20 protein-coding genes are annotated in these 23261 nt (G+C 53.0%); 16 read left to right on the forward strand and 4 right to left on the reverse strand.

Going from position 1 to position 23261, the window contains the following annotated elements:
• Window positions 1-19 precede the first annotated feature (19 nt).
• The 4 genes from ubiG (at window position 20) to yfaE (ending at window position 4947) form a co-directional block, all read left to right on the forward strand.
• Entirely contained in the window at window positions 20-748 is a 729-nt protein-coding gene (gene ubiG, locus OGV77_RS21220; protein WP_043017017.1) for a bifunctional 2-polyprenyl-6-hydroxyphenol methylase/3-demethylubiquinol 3-O-methyltransferase UbiG, read from the forward strand.
• A 417-nt stretch (window positions 749-1165) separates the two neighbouring features.
• A complete protein-coding gene (nrdA, locus tag OGV77_RS21225) occupies window positions 1166-3451 on the forward strand; it encodes a class 1a ribonucleoside-diphosphate reductase subunit alpha (RefSeq protein WP_043017018.1) in 2286 nt (761 codons plus the stop codon).
• 111 nt (window positions 3452-3562) lie between these two features.
• The gene (gene nrdB / locus OGV77_RS21230) at window positions 3563-4693 is read left to right on the forward strand and encodes a class Ia ribonucleoside-diphosphate reductase subunit beta (protein WP_043017019.1); all 1131 of its coding nucleotides are present in this window, start codon (window positions 3563-3565) and stop codon (window positions 4691-4693) included.
• The gene (gene yfaE, locus OGV77_RS21235; RefSeq protein ID WP_043017020.1) at window positions 4693-4947 is read left to right on the forward strand and encodes a ferredoxin-like diferric-tyrosyl radical cofactor maintenance protein YfaE; all 255 of its coding nucleotides are present in this window, start codon (window positions 4693-4695) and stop codon (window positions 4945-4947) included. Before nrdB ends, yfaE begins: the two co-directional genes overlap by 1 nt.
• Before the next feature lie 172 nt (window positions 4948-5119).
• On the opposite strand, the gene glpQ is transcribed toward yfaE, so the two are convergent.
• On the reverse strand, window positions 5120-6187 hold the full coding sequence (gene glpQ / locus OGV77_RS21240; RefSeq protein ID WP_075145893.1) for a glycerophosphodiester phosphodiesterase: 1068 nt from the start codon (window positions 6185-6187) through the stop codon (window positions 5120-5122).
• A 3-nt stretch (window positions 6188-6190) separates the two neighbouring features.
• Complete coding sequence (glpT, locus tag OGV77_RS21245; RefSeq protein ID WP_047409846.1) at window positions 6191-7549, reverse strand: glycerol-3-phosphate transporter; 1359 nt, start codon at window positions 7547-7549, stop codon at window positions 6191-6193.
• Window positions 7550-7819: 270 nt separating this feature from the next.
• Between glpT and glpA the strand changes: the two genes are divergently transcribed.
• The 4 genes from glpA (at window position 7820) to OGV77_RS21265 (ending at window position 12999) form a co-directional block, all read left to right on the forward strand.
• The gene (glpA, locus tag OGV77_RS21250; protein ID WP_087051306.1) at window positions 7820-9448 is read left to right on the forward strand and encodes an anaerobic glycerol-3-phosphate dehydrogenase subunit A; all 1629 of its coding nucleotides are present in this window, start codon (window positions 7820-7822) and stop codon (window positions 9446-9448) included.
• On the forward strand, window positions 9438-10697 hold the full coding sequence (gene glpB, locus OGV77_RS21255) for a glycerol-3-phosphate dehydrogenase subunit GlpB (protein WP_087051305.1): 1260 nt from the start codon (window positions 9438-9440) through the stop codon (window positions 10695-10697). Before glpA ends, glpB begins: the two co-directional genes overlap by 11 nt.
• Window positions 10694-11884 carry an anaerobic glycerol-3-phosphate dehydrogenase subunit GlpC gene (gene glpC, locus OGV77_RS21260; protein WP_043017025.1) on the forward strand — a complete coding sequence of 397 codons (1191 nt, stop codon included), beginning with the start codon at window positions 10694-10696 and terminating at the stop codon, window positions 11882-11884. The genes glpB and glpC overlap by 4 nt, the downstream gene beginning before the upstream one ends.
• A gap of 185 nt (window positions 11885-12069) precedes the next feature.
• Entirely contained in the window at window positions 12070-12999 is a 930-nt protein-coding gene (locus tag OGV77_RS21265; protein ID WP_087051304.1) for an Rpn family recombination-promoting nuclease/putative transposase, read from the forward strand.
• 38 nt (window positions 13000-13037) lie between these two features.
• Here the strand turns inward: OGV77_RS21265 and OGV77_RS21270 are convergent, their stop codons facing one another.
• Together OGV77_RS21270 and OGV77_RS21275 are read right to left on the reverse strand one after the other, a co-directional pair.
• On the reverse strand, window positions 13038-14234 hold the full coding sequence (locus OGV77_RS21270) for a nicotinamide mononucleotide deamidase-related protein YfaY (protein ID WP_043017027.1): 1197 nt from the start codon (window positions 14232-14234) through the stop codon (window positions 13038-13040).
• A 79-nt stretch (window positions 14235-14313) separates the two neighbouring features.
• The gene (locus tag OGV77_RS21275; protein ID WP_043017028.1) at window positions 14314-14856 is read right to left on the reverse strand and encodes a YfaZ family outer membrane protein; all 543 of its coding nucleotides are present in this window, start codon (window positions 14854-14856) and stop codon (window positions 14314-14316) included.
• Between the two features lie 317 nt (window positions 14857-15173).
• Here OGV77_RS21275 and nudI point away from each other — a divergent pair, with 317 nt between their 5' ends.
• From nudI to arnF, 8 genes are all read left to right on the forward strand, one after another.
• Window positions 15174-15599 carry a nucleoside triphosphatase NudI gene (gene nudI, locus OGV77_RS21280; RefSeq protein ID WP_043017029.1) on the forward strand — a complete coding sequence of 142 codons (426 nt, stop codon included), beginning with the start codon at window positions 15174-15176 and terminating at the stop codon, window positions 15597-15599.
• A gap of 282 nt (window positions 15600-15881) precedes the next feature.
• Entirely contained in the window at window positions 15882-17021 is a 1140-nt protein-coding gene (gene arnB, locus OGV77_RS21285) for a UDP-4-amino-4-deoxy-L-arabinose aminotransferase (protein WP_087051302.1), read from the forward strand.
• A gap of 2 nt (window positions 17022-17023) precedes the next feature.
• Window positions 17024-18007, forward strand: a complete 984-nt coding sequence (arnC, locus tag OGV77_RS21290) for an undecaprenyl-phosphate 4-deoxy-4-formamido-L-arabinose transferase (RefSeq protein WP_043017031.1) — start codon at window positions 17024-17026, stop codon at window positions 18005-18007.
• Window positions 18004-19986: a bifunctional UDP-4-amino-4-deoxy-L-arabinose formyltransferase/UDP-glucuronic acid oxidase ArnA gene (gene arnA / locus OGV77_RS21295; protein ID WP_075145886.1), complete on the forward strand. Its 1983-nt coding sequence runs from the start codon at window positions 18004-18006 to the stop codon at window positions 19984-19986. The genes arnC and arnA overlap by 4 nt, the downstream gene beginning before the upstream one ends.
• On the forward strand, window positions 19983-20885 hold the full coding sequence (arnD, locus tag OGV77_RS21300) for a 4-deoxy-4-formamido-L-arabinose-phosphoundecaprenol deformylase (protein WP_087051301.1): 903 nt from the start codon (window positions 19983-19985) through the stop codon (window positions 20883-20885). The genes arnA and arnD overlap by 4 nt, the downstream gene beginning before the upstream one ends.
• The gene (gene arnT / locus OGV77_RS21305) at window positions 20882-22540 is read left to right on the forward strand and encodes a lipid IV(A) 4-amino-4-deoxy-L-arabinosyltransferase (RefSeq protein WP_075145884.1); all 1659 of its coding nucleotides are present in this window, start codon (window positions 20882-20884) and stop codon (window positions 22538-22540) included. The genes arnD and arnT overlap by 4 nt, the downstream gene beginning before the upstream one ends.
• Window positions 22537-22872 (forward strand): 4-amino-4-deoxy-L-arabinose-phosphoundecaprenol flippase subunit ArnE, encoded by a 336-nt coding sequence (gene arnE, locus OGV77_RS21310; protein ID WP_043017035.1) that lies wholly within the window; start codon window positions 22537-22539, stop codon window positions 22870-22872. Before arnT ends, arnE begins: the two co-directional genes overlap by 4 nt.
• Entirely contained in the window at window positions 22872-23261 is a 390-nt protein-coding gene (arnF, locus tag OGV77_RS21315) for a 4-amino-4-deoxy-L-arabinose-phosphoundecaprenol flippase subunit ArnF (RefSeq protein ID WP_043017036.1), read from the forward strand. The genes arnE and arnF overlap by 1 nt, the downstream gene beginning before the upstream one ends.

A 23261-nucleotide genomic window follows, 5' to 3' on the forward strand; every position in this document is an offset into this window, starting at 1 on the left:
TTTAGGAGTAGAAGCCCCAATGAATGCCGAAAAACCCCCGGTAACTCACAACGTTGACCATGAAGAAATTGCCAAGTTTGAAGCAGTCGCGTCACGCTGGTGGGATCTTGAGGGTGAATTTAAGCCACTGCACCGTATTAACCCACTGCGTCTGGGCTATATTACTGAGCGCTCAGGCGGCCTGTTTGGTAAAAAGGTACTCGACGTCGGCTGCGGCGGCGGCATTCTGGCGGAAAGCATGGCGCGCGAAGGCGCAACCGTCACCGGGCTGGACATGGGTTTTGAACCGTTACAGGTAGCAAAACTGCATGCGCTGGAGAGCGGCATCCAGGTGGAATACGTACAAGAAACCGTTGAAGAACACGCGGAAAAACATGCGCATCAGTACGACGTTGTGACCTGCATGGAAATGTTAGAACACGTGCCGGACCCGCAGTCGGTGGTCAGGGCCTGCGCCAGACTGGTCAAACCGGGCGGCGAAGTGTTTTTCTCCACGCTTAATCGTAACGGCAAATCCTGGCTGATGGCCGTAGTTGGAGCGGAATATGTTTTGCGTATGGTGCCAAAAGGCACCCATGATGTGAAAAAATTCATTAAGCCCGCTGAACTGTTAGAGTGGGTTGACCAGACCGTGCTGAAAGAGCGTCATATGACCGGCCTGCACTACAACCCGATCACCAACAGCTTTAAACTCGGCCCAGGGGTTGATGTGAATTATATGGTGCACACTACCGCCAGGGTTGATTAACCTCTCCTGTAGGCCGGATAAGGCGTCAACGCCGCTATCCGGCACGCTCACGGGAACAATGCCTGATGACGCTCCGCTTATCAGGCTTACAAATCCTGTGCCAGATCATAAGAACTTTCTTCGCCTTAGATGAAGAAATCAGCACTCGATCAAATTTTCTATTTTTTTTCTCAATTATTGACATCCTCGCCAGGCCTTATAAGACGCGCACTTAGCGATTATTACCCTTTTGCAACCTCAATTTAACCTCAAAATCAACTCTTGTACTGAAAAGAATCCCTACTAGAATACTCACCATATAGCGTCTACTTTATCAAACAACCCCTACATATAGTATTTATCCACAGACTTAGTCACAACATGACTTTGTGGATAATATGGGGGATATTTTTTCTTTCACGGACAGGTAAAAACCACATGAATCAGAGTCTGCTGGTGACAAAGCGTGATGGTAGTACAGAGCGCATCAATCTCGACAAAATCCACCGAGTTCTGGATTGGGCGGCAGAAGGACTGAATAACGTATCGATTTCTCAGGTCGAGCTGCGCTCCCACATTCAGTTTTATGACGGTATCAAGACCTCCGATATCCATGAAACGATCATTAAAGCTGCCGCCGATCTGATCTCCCGCGAAGCGCCAGATTATCAGTACCTGGCTGCTCGCCTGGCGATTTTCCATCTGCGCAAAAAAGCCTACGGCGAGTTTGAACCGCCGAAACTGTTCGACCATGTCGTGAAAATGGTTGAAATGGGCAAATACGACAATCATCTGCTGGAAGACTACACGGAAGAAGAGTTCAAGCAGATGGACTCGTTCATCGTACACGACCGGGATATGACCTTCTCCTACGCGGCGGTAAAGCAGTTAGAAGGCAAATACCTGGTACAAAACCGTGTTACCGGTGAGATTTATGAAAGCGCGCAGTTCCTCTACATACTGGTAGCGGCCTGCCTGTTCTCTAACTATCCGCGCGAAACACGTCTGCAATATGTAAAACGTTTCTACGACGCCGTTTCTACGTTTAAAATTTCGCTGCCTACGCCGATTATGTCCGGCGTGCGCACCCCTACTCGTCAGTTCAGCTCCTGCGTGCTGATCGAGTGCGGCGACAGCCTGGATTCCATCAACGCCACCTCCAGCGCGATTGTGAAATACGTTTCTCAGCGCGCCGGTATCGGTATCAACGCCGGTCGCATCCGCGCACTGGGCAGCCCGATCCGCGGCGGTGAAGCGTTCCACACCGGCTGTATTCCGTTCTACAAGCACTTCCAGACTGCGGTGAAATCCTGTTCCCAGGGTGGCGTACGCGGTGGTGCAGCCACGCTGTTTTACCCAATGTGGCACCTGGAAGTTGAAAGCCTGCTGGTCCTGAAAAACAACCGTGGCGTTGAAGGCAACCGCGTGCGTCACATGGACTACGGCGTACAGATCAACAAACTGATGTACACCCGTCTGCTGAAAGGCGGCGATATCACGCTGTTCAGCCCGTCCGACGTCCCGGGCCTGTATGATGCGTTCTTCGCCGACCAGGACGAGTTTGAACGTCTGTACACCAAATATGAAAACGACGACAGCATTCGCAAGCAACGCGTGAAAGCAGTCGAACTGTTCTCCCTGATGATGCAGGAACGTGCCTCTACCGGCCGCATCTACATCCAGAACGTTGACCACTGCAACACCCACAGCCCGTTTGATCCGGTTGTCGCGCCGGTGCGCCAGTCAAACCTGTGCCTGGAAATCGCCCTGCCGACCAAACCGCTGACCGACGTTAACGACGAAAACGGCGAAATTGCGCTGTGTACGCTGTCCGCATTTAACCTCGGTGCTATCAATAGCCTGGACGAGCTGGAAGAGCTGGCCGTACTGGCGGTGCGCGCGCTGGATGCGCTGCTCGATTACCAGGACTATCCAATTCCTGCCGCCAAACGCGGCGCGATGGGCCGTCGTACGCTGGGTATTGGCGTGATCAACTACGCCTACTGGCTGGCGAAAAACGGTAAGCGTTATTCTGACGGTAGCGCGAACAACCTGACTCACAAAACCTTTGAAGCCATTCAGTATTACCTGTTGAAAGCCTCTAACGAGCTGGCAAAAGAGCAAGGCGCGTGCCCGTGGTTTAACGAAACAACTTACTCCCAGGGCATTCTGCCGATCGATACCTATAAAAAGGATCTCGATGCTATTGCCAACGAGCCGCTGCATCTGGACTGGGAACAGCTGCGTGAATCCATCAAGACGCACGGTCTGCGTAACTCCACGCTGTCTGCGCTGATGCCGTCCGAGACCTCTTCGCAGATCTCCAACGCCACCAACGGTATTGAACCGCCGCGCGGCTACGTGAGTATCAAAGCGTCGAAAGACGGTATTCTGCGCCAGGTCGTGCCGGACTACGAACACCTGCACGACGCGTACGAACTGCTGTGGGAAATGCCAAACAACGACGGCTATCTGCAGCTGGTAGGTATCATGCAGAAATTTATCGATCAGTCGATTTCCGCCAACACCAACTACGATCCGTCACGTTTCCCGTCCGGAAAAGTACCGATGCAGCAGTTGCTGAAAGACCTGCTCACCGCTTACAAATTTGGTGTCAAAACGCTGTATTATCAGAACACCCGTGACGGTGCGGAAGATTCTCAGGACGATCTGGTGCCGTCCATTCAGGACGACGGCTGCGAAAGCGGCGCATGTAAGATCTGATGAATGTTGCCGGGTGGCGCTACGCTTACCCGGCCTACGATTGCACGGTTTGTAGGCCGGATAAGGTTTTTATACCGCATCCGGCGCTCATCCCACAAAGGATTCACATCAATGGCATACACCACTTTTTCACAGACGAAAAATAACCAACTTCTGGAGCCGATGTTCTTCGGCCAGCCGGTGAACGTTGCCCGCTACGATCAGCAAAAATATGACATCTTCGAAAAGCTGATCGAAAAGCAGCTCTCTTTCTTCTGGCGTCCGGAAGAGGTCGATGTTTCTCGCGATCGCATCGACTTCCAGGCGCTGCCGGAACATGAAAAGCATATCTTCATCAGCAACCTTAAGTATCAGACGTTGCTGGACTCCATTCAGGGACGCAGCCCAAACGTAGCGCTGCTGCCGTTAATCTCGATCCCTGAGCTGGAAACCTGGGTGGAAACGTGGGCGTTTTCTGAGACGATCCACTCTCGTTCTTATACTCATATCATTCGTAACATCGTGAACGATCCGGCGGTGGTGTTTGACGATATCGTCACCAACGAACAGATCCAGAAACGCGCGGAAGGCATTTCCAGCTACTACGACGAATTGATCGAGATGACCAGCTACTGGCATTTGCTGGGCGTTGGCACACATACGGTCAACGGTAAAACGGTTGTCGTTAACCTGCGTGAGCTGAAGAAGAAGCTGTACCTGTGCCTGATGAGCGTTAACGCGCTGGAAGCCATTCGCTTCTACGTCAGCTTCGCCTGCTCCTTCGCCTTCGCTGAACGTGAGCTGATGGAAGGCAACGCGAAAATTATTCGTCTGATCGCCCGTGATGAAGCGCTGCACCTGACCGGTACCCAGCATATGCTGAACCTGCTGCGCAGCGGCGTGGACGATCCGGAAATGGCGGAAATTGCCGAAGAGTGCAAACAAGAGTGCTATGACCTGTTCGTCCAGGCCGCGCTGCAGGAAAAAGAGTGGGCAGATTATCTGTTCCGTGACGGCTCAATGATTGGCCTGAACAAAGATATCCTGTGCCAGTACGTTGAGTACATCACCAACATTCGTATGCAGGCTGTCGGGCTCGATTTGCCGTTCCAGACGCGCTCTAACCCAATCCCATGGATCAACACCTGGCTGGTGTCTGATAACGTGCAGGTTGCGCCGCAGGAAGTGGAAGTCAGCTCCTATCTGGTTGGGCAGATTGACTCGGAAGTTGATACTGACGATCTGAGTAACTTCCAGCTCTGATGGGCCGCGTTACTCTGCGCATCTCTGGCACACAGTTGCTGTGCCAGGATGAACACCCTTCCCTGCTTGCTGCGCTCGAATCGCACAATGTCGAAGTAGAATATCAGTGCCGTGCAGGTTATTGCGGCTCCTGTCGTACCCGCCTGGTAGCGGGCCAGGTCGACTGGATTGCCGAACCTCTGGCCTTCATTCAACCAGGTGAAATTTTGCCCTGCTGCTGTCGGGCAAACGGCGATATTGAAATAGAAATGTAACGCATCGTGGGGAAAAATCGTTACTGACAAAAGAGCCGCCGGTGAACGGCAGCTCTTTATTTCTCCTGCAGGCAGGTATGAAAACGTTGACAGCAGACGGCCTTATCTAGCGGTTTATAACGTTTCATCCTATAAGGCCCGTGACCGGAGGTGCGTCACAGGCCTTGTGCCATTACTCTTTATTCAGGAACTTCACTGCTTTGTCGGGGAAGTCGGTGAACAGCCCGTCAACGCCCGCCTTGTTATACAGAATGTCATACAACTGGTTTACGTCAGTAGTGTAATCCGGCAACTGATCGGCACGAACGGTATAAGGATGCACCACCATCTTGTTCTGATGCGCATCCTGTACCATGCCAGTTAACGAGATATTGCCTTTCTTCGACTTCTCATCAACCAGCATGTGGTAGTCCGGCCCAATGCCGTCCGCATACTGCGCAACCTGCTTCATGGCACCCGGTTTAAACATCCAGTCGTAGTTGTAATTAACCCAACTGCCGTCCGGCTTTTTCTCCTGAGTTTCATTCCAGTCAGTGTACGCAATCAACTGTACCAGATTGAGATCCATCCCCATCTTCGGTTCCAGTTCATTCTTGATGCGCTTTAACTCTGCGACATCAAAACACTGCAGATAGACCTTGTCGTTCTTGTCGGTATACCCGTACTTTTTCAGTACTTCCAGCGTTTTAGCCGCAATGTCCTTCCCTTCCTGATGATGGAACCACGGTGCTTTCATTTCCGGATAAATACCGATGTTTTTACCGGTTGAATGATTTAATCCCTGAACAAACTCAATCTCTTCTTCGAAAGTGTGTACGCGGAAGTCAGATTTACCCATCGGGAAACGCCCTGGGTAGGTCTGGACCTTTTTGCCATTTTCGATATCAAAGCCTTCGGTAAATTTCAGCGATTTAATCTCATCCAGCGTAAAGTCGATAGCGTAATACCGCCCGTCTTTACGCGCGCGATCCGGGAAACGCTCGGCAACATCGGTGACGCGGTCAAGATAGTGGTCATGCAGGACGACCAGATGGTCGTCCTTGGTCATCACCAAATCCTGTTCCAGGTAATCTGCGCCCTGAGCATAGGCCATCGCTTTCGCAGGCAGCGTATGCTCCGGTAGATAACCGCTGGCGCCACGGTGCGCAATCACGATTTTATCAGCGGCAACCGCTGCGCTACTAACCACCATACCTGCCAGCATTAGCGCTACGCTGAGACTTTTCAATGTGGTTTTCATCTATTAGCCCCCGTTACGCTTCAGTTCCATCTCTTCGTGATGACGTTTTTCGCCAATCATGACGACCACCAGCAGAATTACCGCCAGCACGCTACCGCCAATCATCACCATAAAGCCGCCGTCCCAACCGAAGAAGTCAACGGTGTAGCCGACAATGGCGCTCGCCGCCACAGAACCGCCGAGATAACCGAACAGTCCGGTGAAGCCTGCCGCCGTACCCGCCGCTTTTTTCGGCGCCAGTTCCAGCGCGTGCAGACCAATCAGCATGACCGGGCCGTAGATCAGGAAGCCGATGATAATCATACAAGCCATATCAACGTTCGGATTTCCTGCCGGGTTCATCCAGTAAACGATGGTCGCAATCGTCACCAGCGTCATAAAGAACACGCCGGTCGCACCACGGTTGCCACGGAAGACTTTATCCGACATCCAGCCACACAGCAGCGTGCCCGGAATACCCGCATATTCATACAGGAAGTAGGCCCAGGAAGATTTATCCAGTGCAAAATGCTTCACTTCTTTCAGATAGGTCGGTGACCAGTCGAGGATGCCGTAGCGCAGCAGATAAACAAACACGTTGGCGATAGCGATGTACCACAACAGTTTGTTCGGCAGTACGTATTGCATGAAGATCTGCTTCGCAGTCAGCTCTTCTTCCGCTTTCTCGTTGTAATCGTCCGGGTAGTCGTTCTTGTACTCTTCGATAGGCGGCAGGCCACAGGATTGCGGCGTGTCGCGCATCAGAGCAAAAGCAAACAGCGCGACGACGATCGCACCGAAAGCAGGCATGTACAGCGCCGCTTTCCAGTCATTAAACCAGGCCATGCCCAGCAGGAACAACAGAGGAGGCAGACCGCCGCCCACGTTGTGCGCACAGTTCCAGACGGAAACTATGCCCCCACGCTCTTTCTGCGACCACCAGTGCACCATGGTACGACCACACGGCGGCCACCCCATTCCCTGGAACCATCCGCAGAGGAACAGCAGCACAAACATAATCGCAATGCTCGACGTCGCCCACGGCACAAAGCCCATAAACAACATCACAGCGGCGGCCAGTATCAGACCCGCTGGCAGGAAAACGCGCGGATTCGAGCGATCCGAGACGGATCCCATGATGAATTTCGAAAATCCATAAGCAATGGAGATACCGGACAAGGCAAAACCCAGATCGCCACGCGAAAAGCCTTGCTCAACCAGATACGGCATCGCAAGGGCAAAGTTCTTACGTACCAGATAGTACGCGGCATAACCAAAAAATATCCCCAGAAAAATCTGCCAACGTAATCGACGATATGTCGGGTCGATCTCCGCTGCAGGCAAACGCGCCGTGTGTGACGCTGGTTTAAAAATGCTCAACATAGTGTAGCCTCCGTGGCCGTCTTTCATTCGAAGTAAACACTGCAGTTCGTCATTACTACCCTACCGCTCCCAGTGTGGCCGCGATGTTAAGGAAAGATACATAACAAAAATGTGAAACGCAGCACATATTGTTACAGATTTATGACAAATGTTCATAAAGGCGCATGAAATCACGTTTCATTTTCGAATAATGAGCGATTATGCGCGAAATCAAACAATCCATGTTTTTTATGTGGCTAAATGATAAAAAACGAACTGTGAGGAAAAACAATGAAAACTCGCGACTCGCAAACAAGTGACGTGATTATCATTGGTGGAGGAGCAACTGGTGCAGGGATCGCACGTGATTGTGCGCTGCGCGGGTTGCGCGTCATCTTAGTGGAGCGCCACGATATCGCCACAGGGGCGACCGGACGTAACCACGGCCTGCTGCACAGCGGTGCGCGCTACGCCGTCACCGATGCTGAATCTGCCCGTGAGTGCATCAGCGAAAACCAAATTCTGAAACGTATCGCCCGTCATTGCGTTGAGCCGACGGACGGTCTGTTTATTACCCTGCCGGAGGATGAGCTCTCCTTTCAGGCTACCTTTATTCGCGCCTGTGAAGAGGCCGGTATTCGCGCAGAAGCGATCGACCCTCAGCAGGCCCGCATTATTGAACCCTCCGTTAACCCACAGCTGATTGGTGCGGTAAAAGTGCCGGACGGCACGGTTGATCCTTTCCGCTTAACCGCCGCCAACATGCTGGATGCGCGTGAGCATGGCGCGGTTATCTTAACGGCGCATGAAGTGACGGGACTGATTCGCGAAGGGGCAACGGTTTGCGGCGTTAACGTGCGTAACCATCTTACGGGTGAGATGCAGTCCCTGCATGCGCCAGTAGTGGTCAACGCCGCCGGGATCTGGGGCCAGCGGATCGCGGAATATGCCGATCTGAGCATCCGTATGTTTCCTGCCAAAGGTTCACTGCTGATTATGGATCATCGTATTAACCAGCATGTCATCAACCGCTGCCGTAAGCCGTCTGACGCCGATATTCTGGTGCCCGGTGATACCATTTCGCTAATCGGTACTACCTCGCAGCACATTGATTACGACGATATAGACAGCAACCGCGTCACCGCAGAAGAGGTCGATATTCTGCTGCGTGAAGGTGAGAAACTGGCGCCGATTATGGCGAAAACGCGCATTTTACGCGCCTACTCAGGCGTGCGTCCGCTGGTGGCCAGTGACGACGATCCAAGTGGACGTAACGTCAGCCGCGGAATTGTGCTGTTCGATCATGCAGAGCGTGACGGACTGGACGGATTTATCACCATTACCGGCGGCAAACTGATGACCTACCGCCTGATGGCGGAATGGGCTACCGATGCGGTTTGCCGTAAGCTGGGTAATACCCATCCTTGTACAACGGCAGACACCGCGCTGCCTGGCTCACAGGATTCTACCGAGCATACGCTTAAACGCGTGATCTCGTTGCCCGCACCACTGCGCGGCTCGGCGGTCTACCGCCACGGCGATCGCACCCCTGCGTGGCTTAGTGAAGGTCGTCAACACCGCAGCCTGGTCTGTGAATGCGAAGCGGTCACTGCAGGCGAAGTGCAATACGCCGTCGAAAATTTAACCGTCAACAGTCTGCTGGATTTGCGTCGCCGTACCCGTGTTGGAATGGGGACCTGCCAGGGCGAATTATGTGCCTGTCGCGCCGCAGGTTTGCTGCAACGTTTTAATGTCACCACCGCCGCGCAATCTATCACCCAGCTTTCCGATTTCCTCAACGAGCGCTGGAAAGGCGTGCAGCCTATCGCCTGGGGAGATGCGCTGCGCGAAAGCGAATTCACGCGCTGGGTCTATCAGGGATTGTGCGGTCTGGAAAAGGAGCACCAGGATGAAATTTGATACCGTCATTATCGGCGGCGGTCTGGCCGGACTGCTGTGCGGCCTGCAACTGCAAAAAAGCGGTTTACGCTGCACGATTGTCACGCGCGGCCAAAGTGCCCTGCATTTTTCCTCCGGCTCACTGGATTTGCTCAGTAACTTACCCGATGGTCAACCGGTGACTGATATAGAAGCGGGCCTGAATGCGCTGCGCACTCAAGCACCAGCGCATCCGTATAGCACCATCGGAACCCACAACGTTCTGGAACTGGCCCAGCAGGCGCAAAATCTGCTGGAAGAATGTGGAACCAATTTGCAGGGCAAGGTACATCAGTCACATCAACGCGTAACCCCGCTGGGAACACTGCGCTCAACCTGGTTAAGTTCCCCGGAAGTTCCGGTCTGGCCGCTGCCCGCGCAGCGTATCTGCGTGGTAGGTATTAGCGGCTTACTGGATTTCCAGGCGCATCTGGCCGCGGCCTCACTGCGTCAACGCAATCTCAGCGTCGAGACGGCAGAAATCGACCTGCCTGAGCTGGACGTCCTGCGTGATAACCCAACCGAGTTTCGCGCCGTCAATATAGCGCGCCTGCTGGATAACGAAGATAAATGGCCACTACTCTATGACGCTTTATTACCGGTCGCAAAAACCTGCGACATGATAATCATGCCAGCCTGCTTCGGTCTGGCAGATGAGCGACTCTGGCAATGGCTTAACGAGCGCCTCCCCTGCTCGCTGTCGCTGCTACCGACACTACCGCCTTCTGTTCTGGGTATGCGTTTGCACAACAAATTGCAGCGCAAGTTTGTGCGTCAGGGCGGCGTCTGGATGCCGGGTGATGAAGTGAAGAAAATCACCTGTCAGGATGGCGTGGTCAGCGAAATCTGGACCCGTAATCATGCCGATATTCCTTTGCGACCACGCTTCGCCGTGCTCGCCAGCGGCAGCTTCTTCAGCAGTGGACTGGTCGCCACGCGTGAGGCTATCTATGAACCGATCCTGGGGCTGGATGTACAGCAAACCACCACTCGCGCCGAGTGGTATCAGCGTGACGTCTTCGACCCACAACCATGGCAACAGTTTGGTGTTACGACCGATGCCGGGTTACGCCCGTCACTGGCGGGACAAACGATAGAGAACATGTATGCCATTGGTTCCGTTCTCGGCGGATTCGACCCTATCGCCCAGGGTTGCGGAGGCGGCGTGTGCGCTGTCAGCGCTTTACATGCCGCACATCATATTGCGAAACGTGCAGGAGGCCAGCAATGAGCGACACACGTTTTGAAAGTTGTATCAAATGCACGGTGTGCACCACGGCCTGCCCGGTAAGTCGCGTCAATCCGAACTACCCTGGTCCTAAACAGGCCGGCCCGGACGGTGAGCGTCTGCGCCTGAAAGATGGCGCGTTATATGACGATGCGCTGAAATACTGCATTAACTGTAAGCGTTGTGAAGTAGCTTGCCCGTCAGACGTGAAAATTGGCGATATCATCCAGCGCGCGCGCGCCAAATACGACACTACACGTCCGTCGTTACGTAACTTTGTCCTGAGCCATACCGATTTGATGGGTAGCGTATCCACCCCCTTCGCCCCGATAGTGAATACCGCCACCTCGCTAAAACCGGTGCGTCAGCTGCTGGATTACGCGCTAAAAATCGATCATCGCCGTACGCTGCCGAAGTACTCTTTTGGTACTTTCCGCCGCTGGTATCGCAGCGTTGCCGCACAGCAGGCGCAGTATCCGGATCAAGTCGCCTTTTTCCACGGCTGTTTTGTGAATTACAACCATCCCCAGCTCGGCAAAGACCTGATCAAGGTGTTGAACGCGATGGGAACCGGGGTGCAACTGCTGAGCAAAGAGAAATGCTGCGGCGTGCCGCTGATTGCCAACGGCTTTACCGATAAAGCGCGTAAGCAGGCGGTGAGCAACGTTGCTTCGCTTAGGGAAGCGATTGATGGCAAGGGCATTCCGGTGATCGCCACCTCATCCACCTGCACCTTTGCGCTGCGTGATGAATATCCGGAAGTGCTGGATGTCGATAACTCAGGCCTGCGCGAGCACATTGAACTGGCAACCCGCTGGCTGTGGCGCAAGCTGGATGAAGGCAAAACGTTGCCGCTGAAGACGCTGCCGCTGAAAGTGGTCTATCACACGCCTTGCCATATGGAGAAAATGGGCTGGACGCTCTACACGCTGGAGCTGCTGCGCCAAATTCCGGGACTGGAGCTGACGGTGTTAGATTCTCAGTGTTGCGGAATCGCCGGAACATACGGCTTTAAAAAGGAAAACTACCCGACATCACAATCGATTGGCGCACCGTTATTCCGCCAGATTGAAGAAAGCGGCGCTGATATCGTCGTCACCGACTGCGAAACCTGCAAATGGCAGATTGAGATGTCTACCAGTAAGCGTTGCGAACATCCCATCACCCTGCTTGCCAAAGCGTTAGGTTAACTCTGTTGCCCGGTGGCGTCCTGCTTACCGGGCATTTTTGCGCATCATGTTCCGCTTAACTGAATACGTTGCAATTGGACGTATTTATCTCTGATTCATCTACGCAAAGCCCCCATTCTCCACATGCAACGCATGTTAGAAGCGGATACCGTCACGCCATCTTCTCTTTCTGGTGACGGACTACCATGGCTAAATCCACCACACCTACACCGCACGATGCGGTTTTTAAAAAGATAATGTCTTACCCCGAGATGGCTCGGGATTTTCTGGATATTCACCTCCCTGTCGCATTACGTGAGATATGCGATATGCAAACGCTGAAGCTGGAGTCCACCAGTTTTATCGAACAGGATCTCCGTGCTTACTACTCAGACGTATTGTGGTCACTAAAAACACGCGAAGGTCAGGGGTATATCTATTGTGTTATCGAACATCAGAGTACCGCGGTACAGCACATGGCATTTCGCCTGATGCGTTATGCCACTGCTGCGATGCAGCATCATCTTGATGCCGGGCATAAAACGCTGCCGCTGGTGATCCCCATGCTGTTTTATCACGGTCAACAAAGTCCCTATCCCTGGTCGCTCAACTGGCTGGATGAATTTGATAATCCGCAACTGGCGCGCCAACTGTATTCAGAGGCTTTTCCGCTGGTCGACATTACCATAATACCTGACGATGAAATCGCACAACATCAGGGGATTGCGCTGCTTGAGTTGATGCAAAAACATATCCGCGATCATGATTTAATGGGGTTAGTGGACCGACTGGTCTCGCTATTAGTTACAAGTACCGCTAATGACAGCCAGCTACAAACGCTATTTAATTATCTGCTACGGTACGGTGACGCTTCTCACGTCAGCGGATTTATCCATGAAGTTGCCGAACGTTCTCCCCATCACAAGGAGAGGTTGATGACAATCGCAGAGAGGCTAAGACAAGAAGGCCACCACCATGGCCTACAAGAAGGGATACAGCAAGGATTAGAACAGGGAGTGCAAAAAGGTACGCAAGAAGAAGCCTTACGTATCGCTCGCATGATGCTGGAAAATGGAATTGATAGAGATTTGATTCGGTTAATTACTGGGTTATTGCCTGACGATGTCACCAAATGAGTCAGACAGGGAAGGTTTGTAGCCTTCCCTATCAATCATTAAATCGTGAGCGACTCAACGACTTCGATCCAGCCGTGCTCGCTGGCAACATCCTGGCCGTTGAGCCAACGGCGCAGCATATTGAGGGCCATCATCGCGCACACTTCCTGGCGAATCGGCAAGCTGTAGCGATTAGCGTTCAATCGTACGCGTAAGGCATGCGTCCCGTTAGGCGTGGCCAACGCAAAGTTAATATGTTCGTTTTCGAAAGCCGATATCGCCAGTGCCAGCCCGGCATAGTGATTGCCTCGTCGCTCGGTTACCCAATGCGCCGTTTGCGCCAGCGTTTCTTCCTGGGGAGGCACCACTTCACTTGCCAACAAAGGAGCATTTGCACGCGAAAGCTGTAGCGCCACCAGGCCACCGGTGAATTGTTCGCTCAGCGTCAGGCTGTATTGTCGTTCCTGCAATGTGCGTGCGATTTGCGCGGGTAAACCTTCCGTACCTTCGAAAATCATATTCTGCCCGGCAACCCGCTTAACTTCGGGCCACAGCGCCAACATCGCTTCGCGTTGGGAATCCGGTCCGGTCAGCTTCAGCTCAATAATCGGCATTGAGGAGCGGTAGCCCATTGTCACTCCCGGAGGCAATGGCAGCGGATCCAGGCTTTGCGCCAGATCGCTTTCTGAACGACCAAAAGTGGTTAATCGCAGACATAGCGGAGGTTGAGACAGCGAAAAACGCTCACGCAAACGCGGCAGGATCTCATGCTCAACCATGACTTTAAATTCAGATGGTACACCCGGCGTAAAGAACATCAGGCAGCGATTAAGCTTCAGGGCAAACCCGCACGCGGTCCCCACCGGATTATTGATAAACTCCGCGCTGGCAGGAAGTTCAGCCTGTTTGCGGTTGCTCGGCGCCATTACGCGTCCACGATCGCGGAAATAACGCTCCATCTCGGCGAGCCATGCTTCATGCAGCACCAGCCCTTCGCCTTTTGCCGTTGCCGCCGCCAGCGCGCTCAAGTCATCGCTGGTTGGCCCCAGACCGCCGTTAACGATCAGTACATCGGCATGTTCGCTACGCTCACGCAAGACGGCGACCAAATCGTTAAGATTGTCACCTACCGTGTTGCGACGCGTTAGCGGTAAACCCTGATTAAAGAAAAAATCGGCCAGCCAGGCGGCATTGGTGTCGACGATTTGTCCGTGCAACACTTCATCCCCGGTGGATAACATCTCCACGTTTAACATCGTGTTCTCCTGCTTTTATGATGAAAACACTATAACGCATGGAGGGGGGAAGGCGCGACTGAACGCCGCGCCAGAAATATCAGAAGCTGGCATTAACCCCAACGTACGGGCCGTCAGCAATCGCATTATCACGGTTGCCGTCTTTACCCGCCAGGTTCAGATAGCGATAGCCGGCTTCAATGCTCAGCGGGCGCAGGATAGTCAGACGCGCACCGGCATTCGCTTCTTCATAGCTGTCGATACCGCTGGAAAGCGAATCCGGCGAGTAATAGTACTCACCAAACAGACGAATGCTGTCGCCGATCGGCCACTGCAGACCGCCACCTACCGCCGCCGCATAACCTTCATCACCATCGTTTGGATTGGTATAAACGCCTTTACCGCCAACGGTCGCTAACAGTGGACCCAGTGGGATATTCAGACCCAGGCCCAGTCCGGCAACATCACCGTCGTCATCGTTATGCATCCAGTTACCGCTGACAGCCAGACCGGTGGTCTCAGTACCCATACCGAAACCCAGGTTGGTGTAGTCTTCGCCCGCCTGGCCGCTGATGCTAATCGCGCTCGCCGACGCGGAAAAAAACAGCATTCCGGCAAAACCCAACATTAAACTTTTTTTCATTTTCTATCCTTTCCAGCAAGAATCAAAACATAGCCCCAAAACCGGTGAATTGTACTGTCAGATGACGAGGAATCAATGAGCTAAAAAAGCGATGCAACGACATATTGTAACTAAATACTACTCAGAAGATGTGGATAAGGTTAAATTCTTGTGTCATTTATACATGTGAACGTAGCAAATGGCCGTTTTCAACAAACATCCTGTTTTCCCAGCCAAAGTGGCGTTATTCATTGATGAAGCATTTTTTCTAGCGTCAGCAAAAGGTAAGATGCGTGCATGATGGAATTTTTTTCTACCTCCCCTAAAGGACTGAACTTATGCGCCAAAGAACGATTGTTTGCCCATTAATTGAAAACGATGGCTGTTATTTGCTGTGCAAAATGGCTGACGACCGCGGTGTGTTTCCCGGTCAGTGGGCGCTGTCTGGCGGCGGTGTTGAACCAGGCGAACGCATCGAAGAAGCTTTGCGCCGGGAAGTGAGAGAAGAACTGGGTGAACAGTTGGTGTTATCAGAAATTACGCCATGGACCTTCAGTGACGATATTCGTACCAAAACTTATGCCGATGGCAGCCAGGAAGAGATTTATATGATTTATCTCATCTTCGATTGTGTGGCGGCGAATCGCGAAGTGAACATTAACGAAGAGTTCCAGGCATTCGCCTGGGTTAAAGCGGAAGATCTCCGCACCTACGACTTAAATATCGCCACGCGTAAAACGTTAACTTTGAAAGGGTTACTGTAAATCCCACAAGTTTAAACGTAATATAAACAATGTGCACAATAGCGGTATTGTTCTCAGCATTCAGCAACAGAGGTCATTACCGCCATGAAGACTAAAAATACTTTATATTCAAACAAATAAATCACCGATCCCTCTTTTTATCTTTGAATTTCAAACCTTAAACTCTTAAGGATAAATTAACCTTCAGTCATTAACCTTTGAAGCCTGATTAAATAATTAACGCCCCCTGTTTATCACGAAAAATAAAACTTCGGTGGCGTTAAATGGCTTGAAGGAATAATGATGTCTGACTTTTTGCCTTTCTCTCGCCCGACCATGGGCGCTGAAGAACTTGCCGCTGTGAAGACGGTTCTGGACTCTGGATGGATAACCACCGGCCCGAAAAACCAACAACTGGAAGAAGCATTCTGTCAGCTCACCGGAAATCAGCACGCCGTCGCCGTCTGCTCCGCTACGGCAGGGATGCACATCACGTTGATGGCGCTGGGCATAGGCGCAGGCGATGAGGTCATTACGCCGTCAATGACATGGGTTTCGACCCTCAACATGATTGTTTTGCTGGGTGCGGCGCCAGTCATGATCGACGTCGACCGCGATACGCTGATGATCACGCCGGAGCAAATTGAAGCCGCTATCACCCCGCGTACCAAAGCCATTATTCCGGTACATTACGCAGGCGCCCCCGCCGACCTTGACGCAATTTATGCCATTGGCGAGCGCTACGGCATTCCGGTTATAGAAGATGCGGCTCACGCCGTAGGGACGTTGTATAAGGGTCGCCATGTCGGCGCGCGCGGCACGGCAATCTTCTCGTTTCACGCCATCAAAAATATCACCTGTGCAGAAGGTGGGCTAATCGTCACCGACGACAGTCAGCTTGCCCAGCGTCTTCGCAGCCTGAAGTTTCACGGTCTGGGCGTCGATGCATTTGATCGACAAACCTATGGCCGGGCGCCGCAGGCCGAAGTACTTGCGCCAGGATACAAATACAACCTCACAGATATCAATGCCGCCATCGCGCTGGTACAGCTGAATAAGCTGGGACAACTGAATTCACGCCGGGCGCAAATTGCCCAGAAATATCAACAGGCGCTGGCCGATACCCCGTTTCAACCGCTGGGCCTGCCCCAGTGGTCGCACGTTCACGCCTGGCATCTGTACATCATTCGCGTTGACGAAGCGCGCTGTGGCCTGAGCAGAGATGCCCTGATGGAGGCGCTAAAGGCCAAAAATATCGGCACTGGTCTGCATTTTCGTGCGGCCCATACGCAAAAATATTACCGCGAACGCTTCACTACCCTTTCGCTCCCAAATACTGAATGGAACAGCGCGCGCATCTGCTCGCTGCCGCTATTCCCCGACATGACCGAAGCGGACACCCAGCGGGTGATTACGGCACTTCGCGAGATTGCAGGACAATAACCATGTTTGAAGCAGCACCGATCAAAAAAGTCTCAGTGGTCATTCCCGTTTTTAATGAACAGGAAAGCCTGCCAGAGCTAATCAGACGTACCAGTGCCGCCTGCGAAAAATTGGGCAAAGACTATGAGATTCTGCTAATTGATGACGGCAGCAGCGACAACTCCGCGCAGTTGATGATGGACGCGTCTCAGGCACCGAACAGCCATATTGTCTCTATTTTACTGAATCGAAATTACGGGCAACACTCGGCAATTATGGCCGGTTTCAGCCATGTCACCGGCGACTTGATCATCACGCTGGATGCCGATTTGCAAAACCCGCCGGAGGAGATCCCGCGGCTGGTTGCCACCGCCGATGAAGGCTTCGATGTGGTGGGTACGGTACGTCAGAACCGCCAGGACAGTGTATTTCGTAAGACCGCCTCGCGCATGATCAACCATCTGATTCAGCGCACCACCGGTAAAGCGATGGGCGACTATGGTTGCATGCTACGCGCCTATCGCCGTCACATCGTCGATGCCATGCTGCATTGCCAGGAGCGCAGCACCTTTATCCCGATTCTGGCCAATATTTTTGCCCGTCGCGCCACCGAAATCCCGGTACATCATGCAGAGCGTGAATTTGGTGATTCTAAATACAGCTTCATGCGTCTGATCAACCTGATGTATGACCTGGTGACCTGTCTGACCACCACGCCGCTTCGTATGTTGAGCCTGTTGGGCAGCGTGATTGCCGCCACCGGCTTTACCTTATCCGTTGTGCTTGTTGTTCTGCGCCTGACGCTCGGCCCACAGTGGGCCGCGGAAGGGGTATTCATGCTGTTTGCCGTCCTGTTTACCTTTATCGGCGCACAGTTTATTGGCATGGGTTTACTCGGCGAATATATCGGTCGCATCTATAACGATGTCCGCGCCCGCCCCCGCTATTTTGTTCAACACGTTATTCGCCCACAAACCACACAGTCAAACGAGGAAAACCGCGCATGAAAACCGTCGTATTTGCCTATCACGATATGGGATGTCAGGGTGTTCAGGCTTTGTTAGATGCAGGTTATGAAATCGCTGCAATTTTTACACACACCGACAACCCGGGTGAAAAAGCGTTTTTTGGATCTGTTTCCCGCCTGGCGGCCAGCGCTGGTATTCCGGTTTACGCCCCGGACGAGGTCAATCATCCCCTGTGGATTGAGCGCATTAGCCAACTGGCGCCAGATGTCATCTTCTCATTCTACTATCGTCATTTACTGAGTGATGAGATCCTCAGTCTTGCGCCTAAGGGGGCATTTAATCTGCACGGTTCGCTGCTGCCGAAATACCGTGGTCGCGCGCCTCTGAACTGGGTATTGGTTAATGGCGAAACCGAAACCGGCGTCACGCTTCACCGCATGGTCAAACGCGCGGATGCGGGTGCCATAGTTGCCCAGCAGCGCGTTGCTATTTCGCCGGAAGACGTGGCGTTAACGCTGCACCATAAATTATGCCAGGCTGCGCGTCAGTTGCTGGAACAAACGCTGCCTGCGATTAAAACGGGAGATTATGCAGAACGCCCCCAACAGGAAGCAGAAGCCACCTGCTTTGGTCGCCGTACGCCGGAAGATAGCCTCCTCGACTGGAACAAGCCTGCCGCAGAGCTGCATAACCAGGTTCGCGCCGTCAGCGATCCGTGGCCGGGCGCATTTAGCTACGTCGGCACGCAAAAGTTCACCGTCTGGACATCTCGGGTTTGCACAAACGATTTTGCGGCCCAACCGGGCACCGTCGTCTCCGTATCCCCTTTGCTGATCGCCTGTGCCGATGGCGCACTGGAGATTATTACCGGACAAGCTGGCGATGGTATTGCAATGCAGGGGTCACAACTGGCGCAGGTTCTGGGCCTGGTACCAGGTTCTCGTCTGAACAGCCAGTCAGTTACCGCCAGCAAACGTCGTACTCGTGTGCTAATCCTCGGCGTTAACGGCTTCATTGGTAACCATCTGACCGAGCGCCTGCTGCAAGAAGATAATTATGAAGTATATGGACTCGATATTGGTAGCGACGCCATTGGGCGTTTTCTGCAACATCCGCGATTCCATTTCGTCGAAGGTGACATCAGCATTCACTCCGAATGGATTGAGTATCATGTGAAAAAATGCGACGTCGTGCTGCCGCTGGTGGCGATCGCAACGCCAATCGAATATACCCGCAACCCGCTGCGCGTGTTTGAGCTCGATTTCGAAGAGAACCTGAAAATCATTCGCTACTGCGTGAAATACCATAAGCGCATTATTTTCCCGTCAACCTCCGAAGTCTACGGCATGTGTACCGATAACGTCTTCGATGAGGACAGCTCGAATCTGATCGTCGGTCCGGTGAATAAACCGCGCTGGATCTACTCTGTTTCCAAGCAGTTGCTGGATCGCGTTATCTGGGCGTACGGCGAAAAAGAGGGATTGCGCTTCACCCTGTTCCGCCCGTTTAACTGGATGGGGCCGCGTCTGGACAGCCTTAACGCCGCGCGTATCGGCAGCTCACGCGCCATCACCCAGTTGATCCTCAATCTGGTGGAAGGGTCACCGATCAAGCTGATTGAAGGCGGCAAGCAGAAACGCTGCTTTACCGACATTCGCGATGGTATCGAAGCCCTATACCGCATCATTGAAAACGAAGGCGGACGCTGCGACGGCGAGATTATCAACATCGGTAACCCGGAGAACGAAGCGAGTATTCAGGAACTGGCAGAAATGCTGCTTTCCTGCTTTGAAAAACATCCATTGCGTAACCACTTCCCGCCGTTTGCCGGTTTCCGCGACGTCGAAAGCAGTACCTACTATGGTAAAGGTTATCAGGACGTTGAGCATCGTAAGCCCAATATTCGCAACGCAAAACGCTGCCTGAACTGGGAACCTGGCATTGAGATGCAGGAAACGGTAGAAGAGACGCTGGACTTCTTCTTACGCAGCGTGGATATCACGGAACACACATCATGACCAAAGTCGGCTTGCGCATTGATGTCGATACGTTCAGGGGGACGCGCGAAGGCGTGCCCCGCCTGCTGGAGACATTGAACCGACATCGCGTCCGGGCAAGTTTTTTCTTTAGCGTTGGACCTGACAACATGGGGCGCCATCTCTGGCGTCTTGTGAAACCACAATTTCTGTGGAAGATGCTGCGCTCAAACGCGGCATCACTCTACGGATGGGATATTTTGCTGGCGGGAACCGCATGGCCGGGTAAAGAAATCGGCCAGGCTAATGCGGCGATCATTGCACAAACCGCCCTGCTTCATGAAACCGGTTTGCATGCCTGGGATCACCATGCCTGGCAGGCGCGAAGCGGAAACTGGAATGATAAACAGTTAATTGATGATATTTCACGAGGCATATCCGCCCTTGAAGCCATCATCGGACAGCCTGTCACCTGTTCTGCGGTTGCCGGATGGCGTGCCGACAACCGCGTCATCCATGCCAAAGAAACGTTCCATCTGCGCTATAACAGCGACTGTCGGGGAACATCGTTATTCCGTCCTGTGCTGGCGTCCGGGAAAACAGGTACACCGCAAATTCCCGTCACGTTACCAACATGGGATGAAGTGGTTGGTCAGGAGGTCCAGGCGGTGGACTTCAACTCTTATATTCTCTCCCACATCCAGATGAGCAGAGGAACACCGGTGTACACCATTCATGCGGAAGTTGAAGGCATCGCCTTTCATCAGGATTTTGACGAGTTGCTTACTCGTGCCGCAGACATGGGGATCACATTTTGCCCGCTCGGTGACCTGTTACCAGACGATATTAATACGCTGCCAACAGGACAGATCGTGCGCGGCAAAATTCCCGGCAGAGAGGGGTGGCTCGGCTGCCAACAACCGGTGAGTGTGACACAATGAAATCTGCTGCCCGCTACACTCTGGCGTTCATCGCTTTTATTGCGCTGTATTTTATTCTTCCCATCAACAGTCGCCTGCTCTGGCAGCCAGATGAGACGCGCTATGCCGAAATCAGCCGGGAGATGCTGACCTCTGGCGACTGGATCGTTCCTCACTTTTTAGGGCTGCGTTATTTTGAAAAACCGATTGCCGGATACTGGTTAAACAGCATCGGGCAATGGTTGTTTGGCGCCAATAATTTTGGCGTCAGAGCGGGGGCCATTTTTGCCACCTTGCTGACGGCGCTACTGGTAGCCTGGCTTGCCATGCGGTTATGGCAGGATAAGCGTACCGCCGTACTCTCATCAGTTATCTTTTTAACGTTTTTTTTGGTATACAGCATCGGCACCTACGCGGTACTTGATCCTATCATCGCGCTCTGGCTGATGGCGGGCATGTGTTGTTTTTGGCAGGGGATGCAGGCCACCACCAGAACGCGCAAAATGACTGCCTTTTTGCTGTTAGGGTTAACCTGCGGCATGGGCGTAATGACCAAGGGTTTCCTGGCGCTTGCCGTTCCGGTGCTCAGCGTACTGCCGTGGGTTTTCGCACAAAAGCGCTGGAAAGATCTCATACTCTACGGTCTGCTGGCGGTCGTCGGCTGCGTCGTGATTGTGCTGCCGTGGGGAATAGCGATTGCCCGGCGTGAGCCGGATTTCTGGCATTATTTCTTCTGGGTCGAACACATTCAACGCTTCGCGCAGGATGATGCTCAACACAAGGCTCCAGTCTGGTACTACATCCCGATATTTGTAGCGGGCGCATTACCGTGGCTCGGGCTGCTTCCCGGCGCACTGCGTACGGGCTGGTGTGAGCGAGATGTTCCGCGCAGCACACTGTACCTGCTAAGCTGGATTATCATGCCAATCCTTTTTTTCAGCATCGCGAAAGGAAAATTGCCAACCTATATTCTTTCCTGCTTCGCGCCGCTGGCGATATTGGTGGCGCGTTTCGGCCTACAGGCCGCGGAAAAAGGCTCAGCCGCGCTGCGCGTCAATGGCTGGATCAACGTTCTGTTCGGTGTGACCGGGATTGTCGCCACGTTTATTGTTTCCACGCTGGGCCCGTTAAAGACGCCGGTCTGGTCGCATATCGAAACGTATAAGGTGTTTTGTGCGTGGGGTATTTTTATCGTCTGGACGCTGTTCGGCTGGTATACGCTAAATAACCGCGAGAAGAACTGGCCATTCGCAGCGCTGTGCCCATTGGGACTGGCACTGCTGTTTGGCTTTTCCATTCCTGACCGGGTGATGGAATCTAAACAGCCACAGTTTTTTGTCGAGATGACCAAAGAGTCGCTGGACTCGAGCCGTTATATTCTCACCGATAGCGTTGGCGTCGCCGCGGGGCTGGCCTGGAGCCTGAAGCGTGACGACATCATGATGTACGGACAAACGGGCGAGTTAAAATATGGCCTTAACTACCCGGATGCCCAGGGGCGTTTTGTCAGTCGGGAAGACTTTGCCGACTGGTTAGCGCAACATCGTCAGCAAGGAAACATTACGCTCGTGCTCTCGATTGATAAGGATGAAGATATTAATCAACTTGCCATCCCTCCCGCTGATTACATTGATAATCAGGGGCGTCTGGTCCTGATTCAGTATCGACCCAAATGATCTGGATAGCCTTAGTTCTCGCCAGCATGCTCAGCGTCTGCGGCCAGTTATGCCAGAAGCAGGCGACCCGACCGGTGTCCGCACGAGCGCGAAAACGTCATATTTCGCAATGGATTGGGCTTGCTCTGGCAAGTCTCGGTTTGGCCATGCTGCTCTGGCTCGCGGTACTGCAGAACATTCCTGTCGGCATCGCCTACCCCATGCTGAGTCTTAACTTTGTCTGGGTGACGCTGGCCGCATGGAAAATCTGGCGTGAACCCGTCACCACGCGCCACTGGCTGGGGGTTGGGCTCATCATCACCGGCATCTTTATTCTTGGGAGTGCGGTGTAATGGGCATATTTTGGGGATTATGTAGCGTTATTATCACCTCCGCCGCCCAGTTGAGTCTCGGCTTCGCGATGGATAATCTGCCGCCAATGCTGCGGCCGCAGGAATTCATCACAGCCGTATTTTCTCTTAGCATCGGGGCGTTTGCTCTGTATGCCGGGCTGGCCGGCTATTTACTGTCGGTTATTTGTTGGCATAAAGCCCTGCACCAGCTCGCACTGAGCAAAGCTTATGCTCTGCTCAGCCTGAGCTATGTGCTGGTGTGGGTTGCATCCATGATTCTGCCCGGCTGGCAGGGAACATTTTCATTGAAGGCACTTGCCGGAGTGCTGTGCATCATGGCGGGGCTAATGACGATTTTTCTGCCTTCACATCAGCGCCAGCAGCCCTGA

This window comes from Citrobacter sp. Ce129 (genome assembly GCF_030334545.1).
Lineage (GTDB): Bacteria > Pseudomonadota > Gammaproteobacteria > Enterobacterales > Enterobacteriaceae > Citrobacter > Citrobacter europaeus.

What these genes read in the sequence shown, in the direction of transcription:
- ubiG (WP_043017017.1), top strand. Translation starts at nt 20, where the DNA reads ATGAATGCCGAAAAACCCCCGGTAACTCACAACGTTGACCATGAAGAA.
- nrdA (WP_043017018.1), top strand. Translation starts at nt 1,166, where the DNA reads ATGAATCAGAGTCTGCTGGTGACAAAGCGTGATGGTAGTACAGAGCGC.
- nrdB (WP_043017019.1), top strand. Translation starts at nt 3,563, where the DNA reads ATGGCATACACCACTTTTTCACAGACGAAAAATAACCAACTTCTGGAG.
- yfaE (WP_043017020.1), top strand. Translation starts at nt 4,693, where the DNA reads ATGGGCCGCGTTACTCTGCGCATCTCTGGCACACAGTTGCTGTGCCAG.
- glpQ (WP_075145893.1), bottom strand. Translation starts at nt 6,187, where the DNA reads ATGAAAACCACATTGAAAAGTCTCAGCGTAGCGCTAATGCTGGCAGGT.
- glpT (WP_047409846.1), bottom strand. Translation starts at nt 7,549, where the DNA reads ATGTTGAGCATTTTTAAACCAGCGTCACACACGGCGCGTTTGCCTGCA.
- glpA (WP_087051306.1), top strand. Translation starts at nt 7,820, where the DNA reads ATGAAAACTCGCGACTCGCAAACAAGTGACGTGATTATCATTGGTGGA.
- glpB (WP_087051305.1), top strand. Translation starts at nt 9,438, where the DNA reads ATGAAATTTGATACCGTCATTATCGGCGGCGGTCTGGCCGGACTGCTG.
- glpC (WP_043017025.1), top strand. Translation starts at nt 10,694, where the DNA reads ATGAGCGACACACGTTTTGAAAGTTGTATCAAATGCACGGTGTGCACC.
- OGV77_RS21265 (WP_087051304.1), top strand. Translation starts at nt 12,070, where the DNA reads ATGGCTAAATCCACCACACCTACACCGCACGATGCGGTTTTTAAAAAG.
- OGV77_RS21270 (WP_043017027.1), bottom strand. Translation starts at nt 14,234, where the DNA reads ATGTTAAACGTGGAGATGTTATCCACCGGGGATGAAGTGTTGCACGGA.
- OGV77_RS21275 (WP_043017028.1), bottom strand. Translation starts at nt 14,856, where the DNA reads ATGAAAAAAAGTTTAATGTTGGGTTTTGCCGGAATGCTGTTTTTTTCC.
- nudI (WP_043017029.1), top strand. Translation starts at nt 15,174, where the DNA reads ATGCGCCAAAGAACGATTGTTTGCCCATTAATTGAAAACGATGGCTGT.
- arnB (WP_087051302.1), top strand. Translation starts at nt 15,882, where the DNA reads ATGTCTGACTTTTTGCCTTTCTCTCGCCCGACCATGGGCGCTGAAGAA.
- arnC (WP_043017031.1), top strand. Translation starts at nt 17,024, where the DNA reads ATGTTTGAAGCAGCACCGATCAAAAAAGTCTCAGTGGTCATTCCCGTT.
- arnA (WP_075145886.1), top strand. Translation starts at nt 18,004, where the DNA reads ATGAAAACCGTCGTATTTGCCTATCACGATATGGGATGTCAGGGTGTT.
- arnD (WP_087051301.1), top strand. Translation starts at nt 19,983, where the DNA reads ATGACCAAAGTCGGCTTGCGCATTGATGTCGATACGTTCAGGGGGACG.
- arnT (WP_075145884.1), top strand. Translation starts at nt 20,882, where the DNA reads ATGAAATCTGCTGCCCGCTACACTCTGGCGTTCATCGCTTTTATTGCG.
- arnE (WP_043017035.1), top strand. Translation starts at nt 22,537, where the DNA reads ATGATCTGGATAGCCTTAGTTCTCGCCAGCATGCTCAGCGTCTGCGGC.
- arnF (WP_043017036.1), top strand. Translation starts at nt 22,872, where the DNA reads ATGGGCATATTTTGGGGATTATGTAGCGTTATTATCACCTCCGCCGCC.